Source organism: Rheinheimera sp., assembly GCF_037442345.1.
Classification (GTDB): Bacteria; Pseudomonadota; Gammaproteobacteria; order Enterobacterales; family Alteromonadaceae; genus Pararheinheimera.
Genome location: NZ_JBBIQL010000009.1, coordinates 1 through 19,702, shown reverse-complemented (window position 1 = coordinate 19,702; position 19,702 = coordinate 1). Strand labels below are relative to the sequence as shown.

Below are 19,702 nucleotides of genomic sequence, written 5' to 3'. Positions count from 1 at the left end.
CCTCATGGAAAACTGGAAAGAATTTGCTGAAGACACCATTGCCGCATTAATGGAAGATGGCAGCGATCCGGATGCGGAATACACCATTGAACACCATTTTTACCATGAAGATTTCAGCAAGCTGGAGAAGCTGGCGGTGGAAGTGTTCAAGCTGGGTTTTGAAGTGACAGACGCGGAAGAAGTGGAGTTTGAAGAAGGTGGCAGCGCCTGGGTGTTTGACGCCATACGTGAACAGTCGCTGGACGCAGACGCCATTACAGCCGATGCGGTGAAACTGGACCAGCTGGCGCAGAAATTTGGTGTCGATTACGACGGGTGGGGCACTTATTTTGAAAGCGGCGAAGAAGGTGATGACGACGACTTCGACGACGACGGAGACGACGAACCGCGGCATTAAGCCAGCCGTCTGTTCATCAACCAAAGCCCGGCGCATGCGCCGGGCTTTGTGGTTTCTGGAGCTTGTCAGAGCGAATTTAAGAAGGTTCTGATGGCAGAACGTTGATCCGCACTGAGGTTTTCGTACAAAGTGCGGCTTTGGCTGGCTTCACCGCCGTGCCACAAAATGGCTTCGTCCAGGCTGCGGGCGCGGCCGTCATGCAGGTAACGCACTTTGTCCTCACCTCCCTGTACATACTTCAGGCTGCCCAGGCCCCATAAAGGCGCAGTGCGCCACATGGCTCCAGAGGCATTGCCTTGCGGCAGATTGTCCGCCAGACCAGGACCCATATCGTGTAACAGCAGGTCGGTGTAGGGCTGGATCCGCTGATCACGCAGCTCTGCCAGCGGGTGGGTGTTGCCCGTGGTGAAACTGGCAGTGTGGCAGGCCACACATTGGCTTTGCACAAAGAGCTGTTTGCCTTGCTGAATAAGCTCCGGGTTCACATCATGTTCCGGTGAAACCCGGATGCCGTCCGGATAGCCGCTGCGCAAACTGCGCTGGGCTGGCACGCCAAGCAGACCCAAATACTGGCTCAGTTGCTGCAATTCAGCGTCAGAGACAGCCGTGGAGTCAGTCGACTGCTGACAGTCGCTGGCCGCTTTTTGGCAAGAACGCTGCGGATACACCGGGCTGGTCACGCCCATGTCCTGCAGCAGCGCTTCTGCGGCCTGATGGCGTGCCGATATTTTGGTGGCCTTCCAGCCAAAACGACCCAACTGACGGGCCCCGGTTTCCGGGTTCTGTACCCAATGGGCCATACCACGCACGCCGTCACTGTTGGCATCATTGATATCCACATTGGCCAGAATGGCTTGTTCAGGGATGGCTTCGAGCAACCCCATGCCGATGACTTGAGGGGCTTGCCGCACTGAATACAGCTCTGGAACTGGCCCTTTAAATTCGTACAAAGGTTTTTGCAGCTCCACCTGGCTGCCATCAGGCAGAGTTCTGATCTCGGTCTGATAACCCGTCAGGTACACATGAAAGTCCGGGGCCTGGCTGTCACGGCTTTGGCTCTGAATATTCAGACCGTAGTGCGGATCAGGCCCTAATTGATGGTTCTGCAGTGTGCCGGTAAAGACGGAATAGGTCTCCAGTGGTTTGCCGGGCTGCAAGGCCAGGCTGCGGCCATTGTTCTGGTGGCAACCAATACAACGTTCATTGTTATAACGTGGTCCCAGCTGATTCTGGTGTTCGGTAAAAACTGGGTTCTGGGTGGGGGATTCGGAATGAATACCAGATAAAAATGAGCTGTGGAACAAACGACGGCCTTTGGCAAACCGCAGCGTATTTGCAATGCCAATGTTGTTGGCCATTTGCTGGAACATGCGAAACGGCTCTTCCGAGTAGTTGTAGGATACACTGGTGTCGCCACCGAGCAGGGTATGCTCAGGCAGAGGCTCTGAATCCAGGTTCGGTACCACACCATACCAAGGGCGCAGGCCGACACCGACAATATACAGCTGCTCGAAGGAGTAATACCGTTCGCCGCCGCCATCGATCACCGGGGTCAGCAGGCGCGGCGCTGGCGCCAGCTCAATTTTGTCACCCACTTTCAGCGGGCTATGGGGGCTGGTGCGCCAGTTGGAGTTAAAGCTCATCATGCATTCGCGTTTACCGGCATGGCACAGCGGCTGGCCGCCTTCATTCGGGTTATTAAACCCATAATTCAGTGACCAGCCAAAATCACGCACCTCCGGGTTTTCAATATTACGGAACAGACTGAAGGTGGTGCCGCGGAAGCTGCCTTCGTTAACGTGTAACCAGACTTCGATGCGGTTGCCGCCGGCCGGAATACTGTCGCGGATCTCCAGGCCAAAGGTGCGGTTCTGGAAATAAAAAGGCGGAAAAGTCAGGTAACGCCCCGGACCCTGATCGGGCGCATCCCAGGCTTCGCCCCGCTCTCTGGCATGACGCTCTGTCGGCCGTGCACCCATCAGGGTCACCAGGGTGCCATCTGCTTCTTTGTACTGAATTTGTTCAATCACCTCTGTGTTTTCCGGAAACAGCGGTAAGGCCCCTTCGGGCAGCGGCACTGGTTCTGGGCCTGGTTCAATAGGGTCAGTTGGGTCTGTTGGTTCGGTCGGGTCAGTTGGATCTGTTGGCTCTGTCGGGTCAGTTGGATCTGTTGGTTCGGTCGGATCTGTGGGTGGCTGTTCAGTCACTGTCCCAAACACTTCCAGTTCGCGAATTGAGTAACCCCAGGCATTCCCAGAACTGCGGGTCAGTGCCTGAATGCGCAGGTAACGGTAACTGCCACTTAAATCAACGCGGTCTGTCCTGTTGCCAAACTCATCAATTTCGGGGCTGGCCAGCGTGGTCCACTGGCTGTTATCCAACGAGCCCTGAATTTGATAAGCGGCGGCGTTGGCGGCCTCCCAATGAATGGCCACTTGTTGCAGGGTACTGACGGAGCCCAAATCCACACTCAGCCAGGCTGAGGCTTCACTGTGCTCAGATTCCCAGCGGCTGTCCGTGTTGCCATCAACTGCTTTGCCTGATGGTTGTAAATGGCTGCTGGCATAAGTGGTTTTGCTTCGGGCTATGTTGCTGCTGCCAGCCGGAGGCGAGTCTGGTGGACGAATTTCTCCGGCGCCTGCGGTCCCCAGCACTTTCAGTTCCCAGATGGAAAAACCATAACCATTGTGAGCACTGTGTTTGGTGGCATAAATCCGCAGGTAACGCTGCTCTGTGTCCAGTTCGATCCGATCGGTCCTGTTGCCTTTTTGGCCCCCTGTTTGCACTGACAAGGTCGTCCAGTGCTCGTTGTCGTCTGAACCCTGTATTTCATAGACTTCAGCATTGGCATCTTCCCAGTCAATCTGCAGCTGGTTGATATGGCTGACTGTGCCTAAATCCACCGCCAGCCAGCTTGGCGCCACTTTATGCACCGACTCCCAGCGGCTGTTGCTGTCTCCGTCGACAGCAAACCGGGCCCGGCGCAGTTCAGTGCTGGCCGTCACTTTTTTATTCAGTGCCAGGTTTTGCAGTTCAGCTGCCGCTGTGCTGGCTGATAACAGCAGCACAGCGGACAGCAGGCTCTGTTCCAGAGCCATCAGCCCCGGGTGCTGCCTGAAGGTGCGGTTCTGTCTGGTATACGGGTCCATAACATCTCCTTTGGTGAGCGTATTCGGCGAATGCGAAAACGCTTGTTTGTTGTGATGACCTGGTCGTTGTGTGCTGCGAAGAAAGGCGTTTCAAACGCTGTGGCCGTTGAAAACCATCGCCAGCTCTATGGTAGAGCGGCCAGTGTGAAACAGCAGTGAAGGCTAAATTGTATTTATTTGTCAGTGGTAAAAACTTTTTTCGTGAATGATAATTACTATCATTCACGACCCTTTGTTTGGTAGGATAAATAAGAACCTTTATCCACACTTCAGACGTACAGAGGACTCCATGCTCAGTAAACCCATTTTTGCACTTTCCCCTATCATGCTGGCGTTTGGCTTGCATGCCCAGGCCGCAGTAGCGGCAGAAGCACAGGGTCGCCAGGCCAGTGAAGAAAGTGTTGAAGTGATCCGTATTGTTGAAAGCCGGATCCAGCGTGTCAGTTCGGGGGCTACTGGCCTGGGCCTGGACAGTTTTGATACGCCTCAGTCTTTATCAATTCTGGAGCAAGACACCATAGCTGATTACGGCCTGAGCAATATCAACAGCTTGTTTAAACATGTGACCGGCATCAACGTGGACCAAAGCGAAACCGATCGAACCTACTTTAACTCCCGTGGTTTTGATATCAGCAGTATGCATATCGACGGCTCAGGTATTCCTTTTGGCGATATTTTTGTTGGTGATTTGGACACGGCTATTTACGACAAAATTGAATTTATCCGCGGTTCCAATGGCTTGATCACTGGCCTTGGCAATCCGTCAGGGACAGTGAACTACGTCAGAAAGCGGCCAAAAAACGATCCCCAGGCCAGTGTGGATTTGAGCTATGGTCGTTGGTCGAACCTGCGGGCTGTGGCGGATCTATCCACCCCATTAACTGACTCTGGCAGCTGGGCGGCACGGGCAGTGGTGGTGCATCAGGACAAAGAAAGCTGGTTAAATTTATACGACAACAACCGCACTGTGTTGTATGGCGTGGTGGACGGGCAGCTTACGGATTCAGTGGCGCTGACCTTTGGTTACACCCATCAGGACAATAACAGCAACGGGGTCACCTGGGGGGCTGTACCGCTGATATACAGCGACGGCACTCAGGTTGATTTTTCCCGCTCTACCAGCTCCGCCATGGACTGGGCTTATTGGGACACCTTAAACAACACGGCCTTTGCCGAACTGAACTGGTTGATGACGGAGAACCTGAATTTCACCAGCAAACTGAACCATATCAGGTACGAAGAGCAGTCCGAGCTGTTTTACACTTATTCCAATACCGGCATGGATCCTCAGACAGGTTTAGGCATGCTGGGGTACCCGGGTAAGTTCTCGGCCGATGACAAGACACTGATTTGGGACAATACCCTGCAAGGTTCATTTACTGCCTGGGATCTGGAGCATAAGTTTAATCTGGGCGTCAGCCTGGCAGAGGCTGAAACCAGCGATCTGGATTATGGGGCTTTAAGCGGTTTTGATGTAATGCCCGCATTGCCCTGGACAGGCAAAGAGGTAGCAAGACCAGCCTGGGCTGCCCCTTATGAAGCAGGTTTTACCGATATCAGCCTGAACCGCATTTATGGCTCGTTGCAACTGGCCCTGACAACAAACTTTGATGTGGTGCTCGGTGCCAGCTTTGTCGACTATGAAAACGAAGGTGAGTCCTGGGGCGCGTCCACCTCAACAACTGAAGATGGCAGCAGCCCTTATCTGGGTTTTACCTGGGAGCTGATGGACGGTCTGAATCTGTACGGCAGCTACAGTGACATTTACCAGCCGCAGTATTATTTAAATGAGGATCTTCAGCCGCTGGGTTCTGCACAGGGCCGCAGTTTTGAGATGGGACTGAAAAAACAATTCGACACTAAACTGCTGGTGACACTGGCGCTGTTTCGAACCGAACAGGAAAACCTGTATGAGTTTGTCGAATACGGTGACGGGGATGGGGTAGAGGATGACGACTACTCGGATGACTTTAACTATGCCATCTACAAAGGCGTCACCGTCGATTCCAATGGTTTTGAGCTGGAAGTGTCCGGGCCTGTCAGCGAAGAATGGACTCTGCAAGGCGGCTTTACGGCGTTAACCATGGATGATGAACAGGGTGATGAAGCCCGTACTTTTATTCCACGCCGCACCCTGAAACTGTTGGCCGATTATTCACCTGTCTGGGCTGACCGGCTGAATGCAGGTCTGTCGGTGCGCTGGCAAAGTGACACCTACTTTACCTCTGGTTATGGCCGCATTTCCCAGGACAGCTACGCGCTGTTGGGCGGTTATCTGAAGTACAGCTTTAACGACCAGCTGTCGCTGAGCCTGAACCTGGATAATATCAGCGATGAGAAGTACTTAAGTTCAGTGCGCACCGAACAAGCCTTCTACGGTTCACCCAGCAACTACAGCCTGACCCTGCACTGGGATTATTAATCCGGTTCAGGCTGATGTAGCAATTCCCTTCAAATGCAGCAACGCCAAATGCCAGTCCGTTTTACGGACTGGTATTTTTTCAGGCAGCTAAGTATTTTGTCGGTTGGGTTACTTAAATTGCTGAGCCAGCTCAGTAAAAGCGCGCAGGTAGTCCACATCCAGGTCGGCTTCCCGCATACCCAAAAAAATTTGTTTTTGAATGCCTTCAGCGCCAAGCTGCACCGGCACCACAGCAAAGCTCTGCCGTTGTTCATCCACCAGCCAGCGTGGCAGCGCGGCAACCCCTCTGTTATTGGCCACCATCTGCAGCATAATTTCGGTGTTTTCTATGGGTTTATGTTGTTTTGGCAGTATGCCGGCGGGAGTCAGAAATTGAGTGTAAATATCCAGCCGCTCTGTCGCCACAGGGTAAGTGATCAGCACTTCCTGGCTGAGCTGCTGTGGCTCAATGTGCTGCGCTTTCGCCAGCCGATGTTGTGCGCTGACGGCCAGTACCAACTCGTAGTCAAACACGGCTTCATAATGCAGGCCTTGTTTAAATACCGGGTCTGGGGTGACCAGCAGGTCAATGTCATAACCAAATAAGGCACCCAGGCCCCCAAACTGAAACTTCTGTTTCACGTCCACATCCACAAAAGGCCAGGCCTGCAGGAAAGGCGACACCAGTTTCAGCAGCCACTGGTAACAGGGGTGGCACTCCATGCCAATGCGTAACGAGCCACGTTCACCGCTGGCAAACTGGCGCAAACGCTGCTCGGCGTGATCGAGCTGGGGCAGCAGCCGGTTAGCCACGGCCAGCAGGTAGTGTCCGGCCTGAGTTAACTTCAGGCTGCGGCCTTCCCTTAACCAGATGTCGGTGCCGAGTTGTTGTTCCAGTTTGCGCATACTATGGCTCAGCGCCGATTGGGTCAGGCACAGCTGACTGGCGGCAGCGGTTAAAGAACCAAGCTCCTCAACCGCCCGCACTATGGCCAAATGGTGACGTTCCAGCATTCTAATGAATTCCATTCATGATTTTCTAAAATAAATACCATTTTAATTCATGTATTCCCAGCCTTAGACAAGGGCGGTGTCAGTGATTTTTTATCACCTTTTGTTATAACTTTGCTTCAAAAAAGTATTTTAGGTTATTTGCAGGCTCTGCTGTAATGAGACCACTTTGATGAGGGGGGGATAACCGACATGGCGCAAAAAGATCTGCAACCGGATTTGCTGAATCAGCTGCTGGATAAACTGGAACGGCTGGTAGGTAAAGTGGAGTTTGGTTCCATTGAACTGGTGTTTCACCAGGGCAAACTGGTGCAACTGGAAAAAAATGAAAAACTGCGGCTGGACAAACCCGCGGCTTAACACGCTCTTCTTTTTGGTCTTCAGCATACCGGACCACCGGCTCTGAGGTTCGATAAGGTAAGGCTCGCAGCCTGTTACTGAGAACTCACATGAGCATTCAATTACAAAACATTCAGAAAAAATTTGGCGATTTTGTCGCTGTTGATCAGGTTAATCTGCATATAGGCACAGGCCAGCTCACTGCATTGCTGGGCCCGTCGGGTTCAGGAAAAACCAGCCTGTTGCGGATTATTGCCGGTTTGGAACAAGCCGACAGTGGCCAGGTCTGGTTTGATGGCCAGGATATCAGCACGCGCCATGTGTCTGAACGGGGGGTGGGTTTTGTGTTTCAGCACTACGCCTTGTTTAAACATATGACGGTATTTGAAAACGTGGCTTTTGGCCTGAGTGTCAAACCGAAGAAGCTGCGCCCGTCAGCGGCGCAAATCCGCAATAAAGTGCAGCACCTGCTGGAGCTGGTGCAACTGGACTGGACAGCACAACGGTACCCCTCCCAGTTATCCGGTGGTCAGCGCCAGCGTATTGCCCTTGCCCGAGCCCTGGCGGTAGAGCCCCAGGTGTTGTTGCTGGACGAACCTTTTGGTGCCCTGGATGCCAAGGTGCGCGCTGAGCTGCGGCGCTGGCTGCGCCGTTTGCATGATGAAATTCATGTCACCAGTGTGTTTGTCACTCATGATCAGGAAGAAGCTCTGGAAGTTGCCGACCAGATTGTGGTGATGAACAAAGGCCGGATTGAACAGCAAGGTTCACCCGAGCAGGTGTATGACCACCCGGCCAACCCCTTTGTCTATGAATTCCTCGGTAATGTGAATCTGTTTCATGCCCGTATGAAGCAAGGCGCAGTGCAGCTGAGTGCCCTGTCCACACCTCAGACACACCAACATGAACTGGCTTATGTCCGGCCCCATGAAATTGACGTGTTGCTTCATACAGAACCGGGAGGTATCAGCGCAGTGGTCGACATGATCACTATGGTTGGGCCTCTAGTCCGGCTGGACGTGCTGGCGGAAGAAAACCGACAACGGATCCAGGTTGAGCTTGCCAAAGACAAATTCAGGCAACTGGGATTGAGACAGCATCAGCAGATCTGGCTGAAGCCGCAGCACAGCAGAATTTTTTTGGGCGAGGGCATTTAACCCGGCTGCACATTCTGTTCACATCCTGCCGCAGCAAAGGTTAAATTTTGCTGCAACTCTTTAAAATCTGCAAAAACTGCAATAATGTGATGGCCAGAGCGGTAAGCGTAAGGTTTTTCTTTATGGCGCAGCGTGGATCCGGGGTTTATCTGCACAGTCAACGACAGCAGCGACGGCTGCGTCAGGTGATTTGGGTCTGTTTTATCACTGTGGCCTGCGGCTCTCTCTTATCCGGCCCCCGTTCAGCTGTCTGGTTGTCTGTCGTGGCCGCACTGATGTTGCCTGCTTTTTTCTGGTTAAAAAACGCGGCCTACGACAAAGCCAACAGCTGGTTGCTGTGGGCTTTAACTATTGCCATCAGTGGGTTGTTACTGATTAATTCAGGGATCCATGACCCGCTGATTATCTGCTACCCCATGATTCTGATGTTTGCCGCTTTATTTGCCGGTCCCAGACTGTACCTGAGTCTGGTGACTTTTATGTTGGTTTTTTGCTGCTCTCTGGCGGCTGTGGACTGGTGGCAGCAGAATCTGACTGCTGTCGGCCCTGTGCGTTGGCAGACTATTGTCACACTGGCGATGCTGTTCAGCGTTTGCGGTTTTGCGGTACGGATGGTGGCGCAGGATTTTCGCACTTTATTAAAGGAGCTGTCCGATGAAAACCTGCGGGTGCAGCAATCCCACAAAACCATTTTGCATCTGGCCCAAACCGACAGACTGACTGGCCTGGCGCAACGCGATTTTGCCCGGCAATGTTTTGAGCAGTGGCATCAGCAGCATGTGGAGCTGGCTGTGGTACTGCTGGATTTGGATCAGTTTAAACCTGTCAATGATTCGTTAGGCCATAGTGTGGGTGATCAGGTGCTGGCTGAGATTGCCAGCCGTTTGGCTCAGCAGCTGAATGACGGAGAAATTGCCTGTCGTTTTGGCGGTGATGAATTTGTGCTGGTGCTGCGCAGCGTGACTGAAGCGCAATTGTTTCCCAGGCTGCAGCAATTGCTGCAGCTGATACAAAAGCCCGTGCAGGTGGAAGAATACAGCATTCAGTTGTCCGCTTCGGTGGGGGTTGCTTTTTCGTCCCCGCAACAGCATGACTTTAACCAGCTGTGCCGGATGGCAGATCAGGCGATGTACAAAGCGAAAGACGCTGGCCGCAATACCTACAGGCTTTACAGATCTGAGTGGCAGCAGCATCAGACCGACACACTGAAGCTGATTACCGAACTGCGTCAGGCGGTTCACCAGCAGCAGCTGGAGCTGCATTATCAGCCAAAATATGAATTAAGTACGGGCCAGCTGAATGGCGTTGAAGCGCTGCTGCGCTGGCAGCATCCTGAACTGGGCTGGGTAGGGCCACAACATTTTATCCCGTTGGCGGAAGAAACCGGGCTGATTGACAGTTTGGGGCTTTGGGTGCTCCGGCAAGCCTGTCAGCAGGCGGTGCAGTGGTATCTGGCCGGCCAGCCTTTGGTGGTGGCGGTGAACTTATCTGCCCGCCAGTTCCGCTCTGGCCAATTGCCACAGCAAGTGGCCATTACACTGGCTGACACTGGCCTGCCTGCGCATTTGCTGGAGCTGGAGTTGACCGAATCCATGCTGATGGATGAACAGTATCAGGTGCAACAACAGCTGGCTGAACTGATGCAAACCGGGGTCAAACTGGCGATTGATGACTTCGGCACTGGCTATTCCAATCTGCATTATCTGAGCAAGTTTCATGCGGCTACCTTAAAAATTGACCAATCCTTTATTTTGCAACTGAACAGCTCCATCCGGGATCAGGCGCTGGTCAGCGGCATGATCCAACTGGCGCACAGCCTGGGACTGGCCGTGGTGGCTGAAGGGGTAGAGCGGTCTGAAGTGGCCACTTTACTCAGCCAGATGCACTGTGATTCTGCTCAGGGCTATTTATGGTCCAAACCTGTGCCAGCCGACCAGCTGTGGGTGTTGCTGACACAAAAACAGGCCAGCAATCTGAATTAATTGCTGGCCTTAAAGCTGCATCCTGCAGCCTGCTTAATGACGGGTGTTACCGCTTTGCCAGGCCAGCAAACTTTTCAGCACCAAGGTCAGCAGTGCCAATAAAGCCAACAAGGAAGACACCGCAAAGGCGGCGGCGAACTGGTATTCGTTATAGAGAATTTCAATATGCAGCGGCATGGTATTGGTTTGCTCGCGGATTTTGCCGGACACCACACTGACTGCACCAAACTCTCCCATAGCACGGGCATTGGCCAGCACCACGCCATACAGCAGCGCCCATTTCACCGATGGCAGGGTGACACGGAAAAAGGTTTGCCAGCCATTGGCGCCTAGGGTCAGCGCCGCTTCTTCCTGTTCTTTGCCCTGTTCCTGCATCAGCGGAATAAGCTCACGGGCAATAAAAGGAAAGGTAATAAAAATGGTGGCCAGCACAATACCAGGCACGGCAAACATCAGCTGAAGATCCTGTTGCTGCAGCCAGGGGCCCAGATACCCCTGAGCGCCGAAAATCAGCATCAGACAGAGGCCAACAATAACAGGGGAAACGGCTATGGGTAAATCTATCAGCGTCAGCAACAGTTGGCGGCCACGAAACTGGAACTTGGCAATGGCCCAGCTGGCGGCCAAACCAAAGACCAGGTTACTGGGTACGGCGATGGCGGCCGCCAGCAAGGTCAGCTGAATGGCATGCAAAGCGGCTGGTTCAGTGATAGACGCCAGATAGACTTCTGTCCCTTTGGCAAAGGCTTCACCAAAGACAATCAACAGTGGCAGCAACAAAAACAGCGTTAAAAACCCCAGTGCCAGGCTGATAAGGAACAGCCGTACCCAAAGCGGTTCTGTGGTGGCCTGGGGTAACCTGCTGGCTGTAAGGATGGTCTGTGGATTGCTGCTCATGCTTTGGCTCCTGCTTGGTGGTTACTCCAGTGCTGCAGCGCATTAATCAGCAGCAACAATAAAAAAGACAGCAGCAACATTACGGTGCCAAGGGCGGCGGCGCCAGCATAGTCGAACTGCTCCAGCCGGGTCATGATCAGCAAGGGGGTAATTTCGGTTTTCATTGGCATATTGCCGCTGATAAACACCACCGAGCCATACTCACCCACTGCCCGGGCAAAAGCCAGGGCAAAACCGGTCAGCATGGACGGCAGCAAGGCCGGGAATAAAATCCGCCTGAAGGTCTGAATGCGGCTGGCCCCCAGGCTGGCTGCGGCTTCTTCAATTTCTTTTTCAATGTCGGCCAACACCGGCTGCACAGTGCGCACCACAAAAGGCAGGCCAATAAAAATAAGGGCAATGGTGACCCCCAACGGGCTGTACGCCGATTTAATCCCCAAGGCCGCCAGATGCTGGCCTATCCAGCCGTTGGGCGCATAAATAGCCGTCAGTGCAATACCTGCCACCGCTGTAGGCAAAGCAAAAGGCAAATCGACCAGTGCGTCCAGCACTTTTTTTCCGGGAAACTGGTAACGCACCAGTACCCAGGCCACCAGTAAACCAAACACCAGGTTGACGGTGGCGGCGAGCAATGACGCACCAAAGGTCAGTTGGTAGCTGGCGATGGCTCTGGGGCTGGCAATCACAGCCCAGAAGTCAGCCAGGCTCAGGCTAAAGCTTTTGGCCACTAACGCGGCCAGCGGGATCAGTACAATTAAAGACAGATAGAACACCGAAAAGCCCAGGGATAATCCTAAGCCCGGCAATACCGCTCGTCGGCTCTTGCGCAACAAATTCACGTCTCTCTCCTGTAAGGCAAAAAAATGCTGACCGCATACACGGCCAGCACCGGACCCTGGTTGTTATTTGAGGTTATTGATAAATCTGGTCAAACACTGCACCTTCACTGAAGTGTTGTTTTTGCGCTTTGGCCCAGCCACCGAAGTCATCAATAGTCACCAGCTTCAGTTGTGGGAACTGTTTGGCGTACTGCCGGGCCACTTCGGCATTGCGTGGCCGGTAATAATGTCTGGCGGCAATCTGTTGGCCTTCGGGGCTGTACAGGTAGTCCAGGTACGCCTGAGCCACCTGCAGGTTTCCTTTGGCCTGTGCATTTTTATCCACTACGGCAACAGAAGGCTCGGCCAGAATGGATAAAGACGGCACCACAATCTCGACTGCATCAGCACCCAGCTCATTGACCGCCAGGAAGGCTTCGTTTTCCCAGGCCAACAGCACATCGCCTATGCCACGTTGCACAAAGGTGGTGGTGGAGCCACGGGCGCCGGAATCAAGCACAGGCACGTTTTTATACAGCTGACTGACAAAATCACGGGCCTTGTCTTCAGAGCCATAGTGCGCCCTGGCGTAAGCCCAGGCGGCCAGGTAGTTCCAGCGGGCGCCGCCCGAGGTTTTGGGGTTGGGGGTAATGACTTCCACGCCCTCTTTGACCAAGTCATCCCAGTCTTTGATTTGCTTGGGGTTGCCTTTGCGCACCAAAAACACAATGGTGGAGGTGTAGGGGGCGCTGGCATCCGGTAAGCGGCTTTCCCAGTTCTCTGGCAACAAGTGGGCTATCTGGGCGATCGGGTCTATATCACCGGCCAGAGCCAGTGTCACCACATCGGCTTTTAAGCCATCAATCACAGCGCGCGACTGGCTGCCGGAGCCGCCATGCGACTGTTCAATTTTCACCTTATCCCCGGTTTTCTGTTGCCAGTAGGCCGCAAAGGCCTGGTTGTAATCACGGTACAACTCGCGGGTCGGGTCGTACGAGACATTGAGTAACGTGATGTCTTTCGCCTGTGCGGTCAGCGCCAGAGCCACAGTGCCGGCGACCAGCCAGGTTTTCAGTAACGCATTGAATTTTTGCATCATAAGTTCCTTAATAAACAAGGGGTCAGAATCTGAAATCCAGGCCGACGGCAAAGGTGCGGTCGCTGGGGTGGGCGGTGCCTATGGCAGCATCACCTTCGGTGTCGAGCTGTGCGTAATAGCTGTACAGACGCGCGGCTTCATTCAGCCGGTAGTCCAGCCCCAGTGCTACAGCATCAGCTTCTACATCGTCATAACTGGTGTTCAGCGGTGTAGTTTTTGAATGGCCATATTGCAGCTTGGCCGTCCAGGGGCCGGCGATTTTCCAGGTGGCGTTCAGTACATAACCGTCTTGTTCTTTAAAGGCCGTGCCGCTGGCAGCATCCCATTCGCCTAGAGGGTTAATGCCGTTTTGAGCTCCGCTTGCCGACACCGAAGAACCGACAAAGGTGGTGAAAGGTCCAATGCGGTCTGTGTCGTCATGCTGTTCCGCTGTTTGATAAATGGCACCGAGCTTTACCTGGCCCAGGCTGATTTCACCGGTCAGGCGCAGCGCATCTGTAGCAACCACATTGGAATCTACCGCGACGCCGACAAACCATTTGGCTTTGCCATAGGTCAGGGAGCTGGAGTAGCCTGTGGCCAGGCCATCGTCATCCTGCGGGTTGCTGGCAGACACTGGCACACCGGTTTCTTCGTTTTGCACGGCGGCCAGTTTGAATTCAAAGCCTTGCCAGAAAATGGGTGAGTTGTATTGAATCACATTGTCGGGACGGTTCTCACCGACCAGATAACTGCCGATATCGGCCAAAGCGGCGTCGTTAAAACGGTCTATGTCGGTGCGGCTGATCGGATTGGCTAACAAGGTCTTCAACGGACTGTCGTTTTTACCCAGCAACACAGTGCCCCATGCGCCCTCAATACCGGCGTAGATATTACGTTGGGTCAGCTCGCGGCCATTGCTGTTCGTGCCGTTGTCGGCATCAATGCCATACTCGACCAGGTACACCAGCTTCAGCTCGTCATTCATGGCGAGGTCACCTTTAATACCGAAACGGGAGGCATTGCTTTCAATGGCCCACTGTTCCAGCTCAGGTGTTGTCGCTGTGGCTCCGTTATGCAGATAGCTGGCTGGGGTGCCGGTCTGGCCGAACTCCAGTTTTTCAAACTTATAGTGTTGGGCTGATAAATTCAGCTTGCCGTAAATCGTCGGGCCCGCTGCGTGGGCCTGAGTGCTCAGTGCAGTGGCGACGGTCAGAGTGGTCAAAGCTAAAGGGCGGTAAAAGCGGGTCGGCAACTGCCGGGATTGACTTAATTTTCCATAATACTGAGCTGACATAAAAACTCCCAAAGGGCTTTATCGCTCTTCCGGTGTTCCGGTCAGTGTGCTGTGTTCTGTGACTATTCCTGGTAAGCAGCCATCAGTGGTGGTGTGTGCTGCCCGCCTCCTTATCTTTGGTTATCTGGAGGCGTAACCGCACTGTAGAAGAAATTTATATTTCAAAAAAGAAAGAAATATGAATTTATTAGATTAAAAGTGAATATGCAGTGAGCTAACCAAAAGGAGCCAACAAAAATGGGGCAACGCGGTTGCCCCGAAAGGGGCCTTAACTGACGGCTAAGGCTTGCGCTAAATCGGCGATCAGGTCTTCAGCATCTTCCACGCCAATACTCAGACGGACTAAGTTGTCACTGACATTGGCGCGCTCCCGGTCTTCGGCTGTCATGGCGGCGTGGGTGGTGCTGGCCGGGTGGCAGGCCAGGCTTTCCACGTCTCCCAAACTGACCGCCTGAGCAAACAGCTGCAACTGATTGAGGAACTTGGCTGAGCGGGCAAAACCGCCTTCCAGTTCAATGGCGACCATGCCGCCAAAGCCGGTGGCTGTCTCTGCGACCGCCTGGTGGCCAGGGTGACTGGCATGGCCGGGGTAATACACCCTCGCCACGGCCGGATGCGCTGCTAAAAAGTCGGCCACTTTGCGGGCGTTGGCGCAGTGGGCATCCATCCGCAGCGGCAGGGTTTTGACGCCACGTTGCAGCAAATAAGCTTCCTGTGGGCCTATAGGCGAGCCAATGTGTTTCAGTGCCACAGTACGAACCTTCTGCATCAGCTCAGAGCGGCCAGCCACCACACCGGCAATAATGTCGCCATGGCCGGACAGGTATTTGGTGCCGCTGTGCATCACCAGATCGACCCCCAGCGCCAAAGGCTGACATAAATAAGGGGTCAGAAAGGTGTTGTCGCAAATTACCAGAGCACCCACTTTGCGCGCGGCTTCAACCACAATACGGCTGTCTATCACTTTCAGTGTCGGGTTGGTGACAGGTTCAAACAACACCAGTTTGGTGCCCGCTTTGACTCTGTTGGCAAAATCCTGATCGCTGCTGTAACGGCTCAGCGTGATGCCAGCGCGGGTTAGGGTGTGACGTAAAAAGGCGTCGGTGCCGCCATACACAGGGTCAATAAAAGCCACTTCATCCCCGGCATCAACCAGCGCATACATAATGGCGCTGACCGCCGCCATACCACTGGCGACCACCAGGGCTTCATCGGCCCCTTCCAGTGCAGCTAGTTTTTGCTCCAAAGCGGCTGTGGTCGGGTTGGCAAAACGGCTGTAGATATAACCTGGGTTCTGGCCGGAAAAACGGGCCTGACCTTCTTCAGCCGTGCCATAACTGAAGGTGCTGGTGAAATAAACCGGGGTGGCTAAAGCGCCTGTGCTGGGGTCGGGTTGCTGGCCAGCATGCACAGATAAAGTTTTAAATTTCATAACGGACCTTGTTCCGGGGCCGCCTTGGGCGGCTGGTTATTTTTATACTCTTTGTGGTGCTGAGTAATGAGTCGCCGCCACATCTGGGTGCGATCGTAATCTGCCTTTTAGCACATTCTGGCCGACCTGATAAAACAACGGGTTATTCGGATCGCTGGCCGGACCTTTAGCTTCGGCAGCTAAATGAGACGGCAACTGCAATAAAGGCACAGTGGCATTGAGCTCTGCCGCCATAAAAAAGGCACAGGAAAAACGCTGCGTGCCCGCTTCTGGGCTCACCACTCTGTGCATAGTGGCTTTTAAGTAGCCGTTGGAGGCCAGTTCCAGCAGCTCACCTATATTGACCACAAAAGCACCGGGCAGCGGCGCCACTGCGACCCAACCCTGCTCTGTTTCCACTTCCAGGCCACTGTGTTCATCCTGCAGCACCAGTGTCAGGTAACCAGGATCTTTATGAGCCCCAACCCCCTGTTTACTGCCCTGGGCCTGGCCCGGGTAACGAATAAGTTTCATATGAGTGTAAGGGCCACTGCTGATGGTGCTGTCCAGCGCGTCGGCAGGTTGTTGTAATGCCAGCATCAAAGCGCGTAGCAGTTTGACTGTGATGTCGGACAGGCTTTGCTGCCAGCTTAATAACTCCTGCTGCATCTGCGGCAGCACACCGGGCCATTGATTGGGGCCAATCAAACCCAGCCAATCCGGGCTGTTGCTGCTGCGCCAGGGCGCTGGCTGCTCGGCCATGATATCGAATTGCTCACGGATGTCCGGCGCGCCGCGGGTCAGCTCGGCCATCAGGCCGCTGTAACCACGAAAATGTGGCGATTTCACCATCTGCACCTGCAGCTTGTCAGCCAGTGGCAAGGCAAAAAAATCTTTGGCCAGTTGCAGAATGTGTTGCTGGCGTTGTTCGCTCTGGCCATGGCCTGTCAGGTAAAAGAAGCCAACATCACGGGCTGCAACCCGCAACTGCTGAATAAACTGCTGTTGCTCGGCGGCGCAGCCATCCAGCAGGCTCAGGTCCAGTACCGGTAATGCGGTTTTGCCTGAAGCTGGATATGACTGCTGTTGAGTGGTCGATTGCAACATAAGTACCTCTGCGTACGAAAAGCCCCTGGGGCGAATGGCGCGCATTCTAGGCAGTGCTTATGTAGTAATTAACTAATGCTTTCGTATGTTTTAGATACTTTGGTAATAAACGGATGGCTGGATAGTTAGCTGTCTTTTGGTGTAAAAGTCTGTGCTGCTAAAGCTTTTAGAAATATAAAAGGCAAGCTGCAAAGCTTTGATGGTAATTGGTTGAATTTATTAGGTTAATTATTGAGTTGGTGCAGCAGGGTTATATTGTAAAGAAAAGAATGCGGTATTTTTTGATAACTAAAGATTCTAAGAGATAAGAAAATAGGGGGTCAGAGTCGGACTCTGACCCCCATCTGTCAGGCAATCAGAATAAAGCCCACAAAAGCGGCACTGGCCGCAATCAGGCAATAAGGCAGCTGAGTCACGGCGTGCGACACCAGGTTACAACCTGACCCCTGAGCGGCCAGTACAGTGGAGTCACTGTAGAAGCAAGCCTGGGAACCAAAAGAGCTGGCAGACAATAAAGCGCCAATCACCAACGGGATATGGGCTTCCACCGCATAAGCCAGTGGCATCACAATAGGAATGGACACTGCAAAAATACCCCAGCTGGAGCCGGTGGCAAAAGACAGGATCGCCATGGCCAGAAACACTATGGCCGGCAGCATTTGCGCTGTCATATAAGGGGTCAGGTTTTCGATGACAAACTGGGGCAGCAGTAATTTGTCACAGACATCTTTAAACACAAAAGCAGCAATGACGGTGCAGATGGCAGGTAACATGGTTTTAAAACCATTCATCATTACTTCCATCATTTCGGTCAGTGGCATCAGACGCTGATAAGCATAAAAAGCCAGCGTCAGCACCAGGGTGACCAACAAGCCTTTTAATACATCAATATCGAAGAAGATGGTAAAACCGATCAGCATCAGCATAGGCACCAGGAAGTTGCGCAGTTTGCCACCTTGCTGGGCCTGTTCAAACTCTTGCTCCATTGAATGCACGGCGTACTGGTCACCTGCCGGCACGTCTGTACCCCCTGAATGTGCCGGAATATGGTGGCCTGCCGCCGGTTCAGTGCCAACGTCGGGCAGCACATCGATAGGAGTGCCATTTTGCGCCGCCAGCTCGGCTTTTTTCATCGGGCCAATGGCGGGCATAATTTTTAGTGCCACCAGCACGACCAGCAGCACTGCCAGCCAGGGGTACAGCATATAAGGAATGGCCTGGGTGTACACCTGAATGCCCTGACCAGGTTCGGCCACTTTGTTATCGACCAGCAGGCCACCAAAGAAAATGGCCCAGGTGGAGATTGGAATAATGACGCAAATAGGGGCGGCGGTAGAGTCGACAATATAAGCCAACATCTGCCGGCTGATTTTGTATTTGTCGGTTACCCGTTTCATCGCTTCACCCACCGACAAGGCGTTCAGGTAATCGTCGATAAAAATAATGCAACCCAGGATAAAGGTCATAAACAACGACGAGCGTTGCCCTGAGGCCAGTTTGGCGGCGGCGCGACCAAAAGCCAGAGCTCCGCTGGTGTGGATCAGCAGCGCAATCAGGGAGCCAAAACCACCACAGACCAGGATCAGCCAGCCAATGGTTTCATCCTGCATCACGCCTGTGGCAATGGTGGAAAAGGTGTCAATTAACTCAAGGGGCTGAGTCGGGTACAGCATCAATAAACCTGCGACAGCACCCACAACCAAAGCGAGAATAGGACGCTTCAGCCATACTGCAACCGCCATCACCACCAGAGGTGGGATCAAACTAATGGCACTTGGTGAATCCATTAAAGGGTTCCTTCACAAAGCCTGGCCTTGCCAGAAAAGTAAAAGCCGACCACTGCAAAGAGGCAGCGGAGTGTTTGGTTGAGCTGCCAGAGCCCGGGCCTGAATGGCGCTGCTTATGCTGCAACTTCTTCAGAACAGGTTACACAACAGTCTGAATGTACAGGAGGTAAATTCAGGCGCGCAATAATAACAAAATTTTATTTGCTTACAATCGCCAACAGGGCTTTTCAACCAAGGTTCAGGCAGGGCTTCACAGAGTAAACAAGGAGGTTCAGATAAAAAAAGGCGTGCTTTTGGTTGTTCTGCACAGGGCGTGTAGCTTGTTAGCTGCGTGTAGCACTTTGTCTGTGGAAGAGCAGGTGACTGAGTCGACCCGAGACGGCAACAGATTGTTACCCCGATCTGGGCTGGTAAATAGGCTGCACAAGGTAATAGAAGGCTTTTACAGTTTATTAAAACTGCAATGCTGTTGTCAGTACCATAAAGTGAAGTACTTTATCTGTTGTTAAGCCTGAGCCGATACGCCTTGCTCTGTGCATAAGCATCCTCAGCAACTTGGGTATTGCCCAACTGCTGCTCAATATCGCCGACTTTATCAAAAGACACCGACAGGTCACGCAGTACTTGCGGGCTATCGCCCAGACTCTGTTGCAGCTGCTTTCTAATCTGCAGGCTCTGTGTAAACGCGGCTTTGGCGGCGTCTAACTGACCCAACTGCTGCTCAATATTGCCGACATTATCAAAAGACACCGACAGGTCACGCAGTACTTGCGGGCTATCGCCCAGACTCTGTTGCAGCTGCTTTCTAATCTGCAGGCTCTGTGTAAACGCGGCTTTGGCGGCGTCTAACTGACCCAACTGCTGCTCAATA

At 53.2% G+C, this 19,702-nt stretch carries 15 protein-coding genes; 5 read left to right on the top strand and 10 right to left on the bottom strand.

The window, feature by feature from the left end:
• Nucleotides 1-4: 4 nt before the first annotated feature.
• Nucleotides 5-397 carry a ribonuclease E inhibitor RraB gene (gene rraB, locus WKJ04_RS06715; RefSeq protein ID WP_337879717.1) on the top strand — a complete coding sequence of 131 codons (393 nt, stop codon included), beginning with the start codon at nt 5-7 and terminating at the stop codon, nt 395-397.
• Nucleotides 398-462: 65 nt separating this feature from the next.
• Here the strand turns inward: rraB and WKJ04_RS06710 are convergent, their stop codons facing one another.
• Nucleotides 463-3,546 carry a di-heme oxidoredictase family protein gene (locus WKJ04_RS06710; protein ID WP_337879716.1) on the bottom strand — a complete coding sequence of 1,028 codons (3,084 nt, stop codon included), beginning with the start codon at nt 3,544-3,546 and terminating at the stop codon, nt 463-465.
• A 289-nt stretch (nt 3,547-3,835) separates the two neighbouring features.
• Here WKJ04_RS06710 and WKJ04_RS06705 point away from each other — a divergent pair, with 289 nt between their 5' ends.
• Complete coding sequence (locus WKJ04_RS06705) at nt 3,836-5,968, top strand: TonB-dependent siderophore receptor (RefSeq protein ID WP_337879715.1); 2,133 nt, start codon at nt 3,836-3,838, stop codon at nt 5,966-5,968.
• Nucleotides 5,969-6,076: 108 nt separating this feature from the next.
• Here the strand turns inward: WKJ04_RS06705 and WKJ04_RS06700 are convergent, their stop codons facing one another.
• A complete protein-coding gene (locus WKJ04_RS06700; protein ID WP_337879821.1) occupies nt 6,077-6,967 on the bottom strand; it encodes a LysR family transcriptional regulator in 891 nt (296 codons plus the stop codon).
• Between the two features lie 183 nt (nt 6,968-7,150).
• Here WKJ04_RS06700 and WKJ04_RS06695 point away from each other — a divergent pair, with 183 nt between their 5' ends.
• From WKJ04_RS06695 to WKJ04_RS06685, 3 genes are all read left to right on the top strand, one after another.
• Nucleotides 7,151-7,318, top strand: coding sequence for a YezD family protein (locus WKJ04_RS06695; protein ID WP_337843460.1), 168 nt, complete (start codon nt 7,151-7,153; stop codon nt 7,316-7,318).
• Nucleotides 7,319-7,407: 89 nt separating this feature from the next.
• Nucleotides 7,408-8,454, top strand: coding sequence for a sulfate ABC transporter ATP-binding protein (locus tag WKJ04_RS06690; protein ID WP_337879714.1), 1,047 nt, complete (start codon nt 7,408-7,410; stop codon nt 8,452-8,454).
• Between the two features lie 122 nt (nt 8,455-8,576).
• Nucleotides 8,577-10,436 carry a bifunctional diguanylate cyclase/phosphodiesterase gene (locus tag WKJ04_RS06685; protein ID WP_337879713.1) on the top strand — a complete coding sequence of 620 codons (1,860 nt, stop codon included), beginning with the start codon at nt 8,577-8,579 and terminating at the stop codon, nt 10,434-10,436.
• Nucleotides 10,437-10,469: 33 nt separating this feature from the next.
• Here WKJ04_RS06685 and cysW read toward each other — a convergent pair whose 3' ends face one another.
• From cysW to WKJ04_RS06645, 8 genes are all read right to left on the bottom strand, one after another.
• Nucleotides 10,470-11,333: a sulfate ABC transporter permease subunit CysW gene (cysW, locus tag WKJ04_RS06680; RefSeq protein WP_337879712.1), complete on the bottom strand. Its 864-nt coding sequence runs from the start codon at nt 11,331-11,333 to the stop codon at nt 10,470-10,472.
• Nucleotides 11,330-12,163, bottom strand: a complete 834-nt coding sequence (gene cysT, locus WKJ04_RS06675) for a sulfate ABC transporter permease subunit CysT (protein WP_337879820.1) — start codon at nt 12,161-12,163, stop codon at nt 11,330-11,332. The genes cysW and cysT overlap by 4 nt, the downstream gene beginning before the upstream one ends.
• Nucleotides 12,164-12,245: 82 nt before the next feature.
• A complete protein-coding gene (locus WKJ04_RS06670) occupies nt 12,246-13,247 on the bottom strand; it encodes a sulfate ABC transporter substrate-binding protein (RefSeq protein WP_337879711.1) in 1,002 nt (333 codons plus the stop codon).
• A 25-nt stretch (nt 13,248-13,272) separates the two neighbouring features.
• Nucleotides 13,273-14,526: a porin gene (locus WKJ04_RS06665; RefSeq protein WP_337879710.1), complete on the bottom strand. Its 1,254-nt coding sequence runs from the start codon at nt 14,524-14,526 to the stop codon at nt 13,273-13,275.
• Between the two features lie 268 nt (nt 14,527-14,794).
• On the bottom strand, nt 14,795-15,958 hold the full coding sequence (locus WKJ04_RS06660) for a PLP-dependent aspartate aminotransferase family protein (RefSeq protein WP_337879709.1): 1,164 nt from the start codon (nt 15,956-15,958) through the stop codon (nt 14,795-14,797).
• Nucleotides 15,959-16,000: 42 nt separating this feature from the next.
• Nucleotides 16,001-17,044 (bottom strand): 2-oxoglutarate and iron-dependent oxygenase domain-containing protein, encoded by a 1,044-nt coding sequence (locus WKJ04_RS06655; protein WP_337879708.1) that lies wholly within the window; start codon nt 17,042-17,044, stop codon nt 16,001-16,003.
• Nucleotides 17,045-17,391: 347 nt separating this feature from the next.
• Nucleotides 17,392-18,831, bottom strand: a complete 1,440-nt coding sequence (locus WKJ04_RS06650) for a Na+/H+ antiporter NhaC family protein (RefSeq protein ID WP_337879707.1) — start codon at nt 18,829-18,831, stop codon at nt 17,392-17,394.
• Nucleotides 18,832-19,326: 495 nt separating this feature from the next.
• On the bottom strand, nt 19,327-19,702 hold a 376-nt coding region (locus WKJ04_RS06645; protein WP_337879706.1), incomplete at its 5' end, for a tetratricopeptide repeat protein.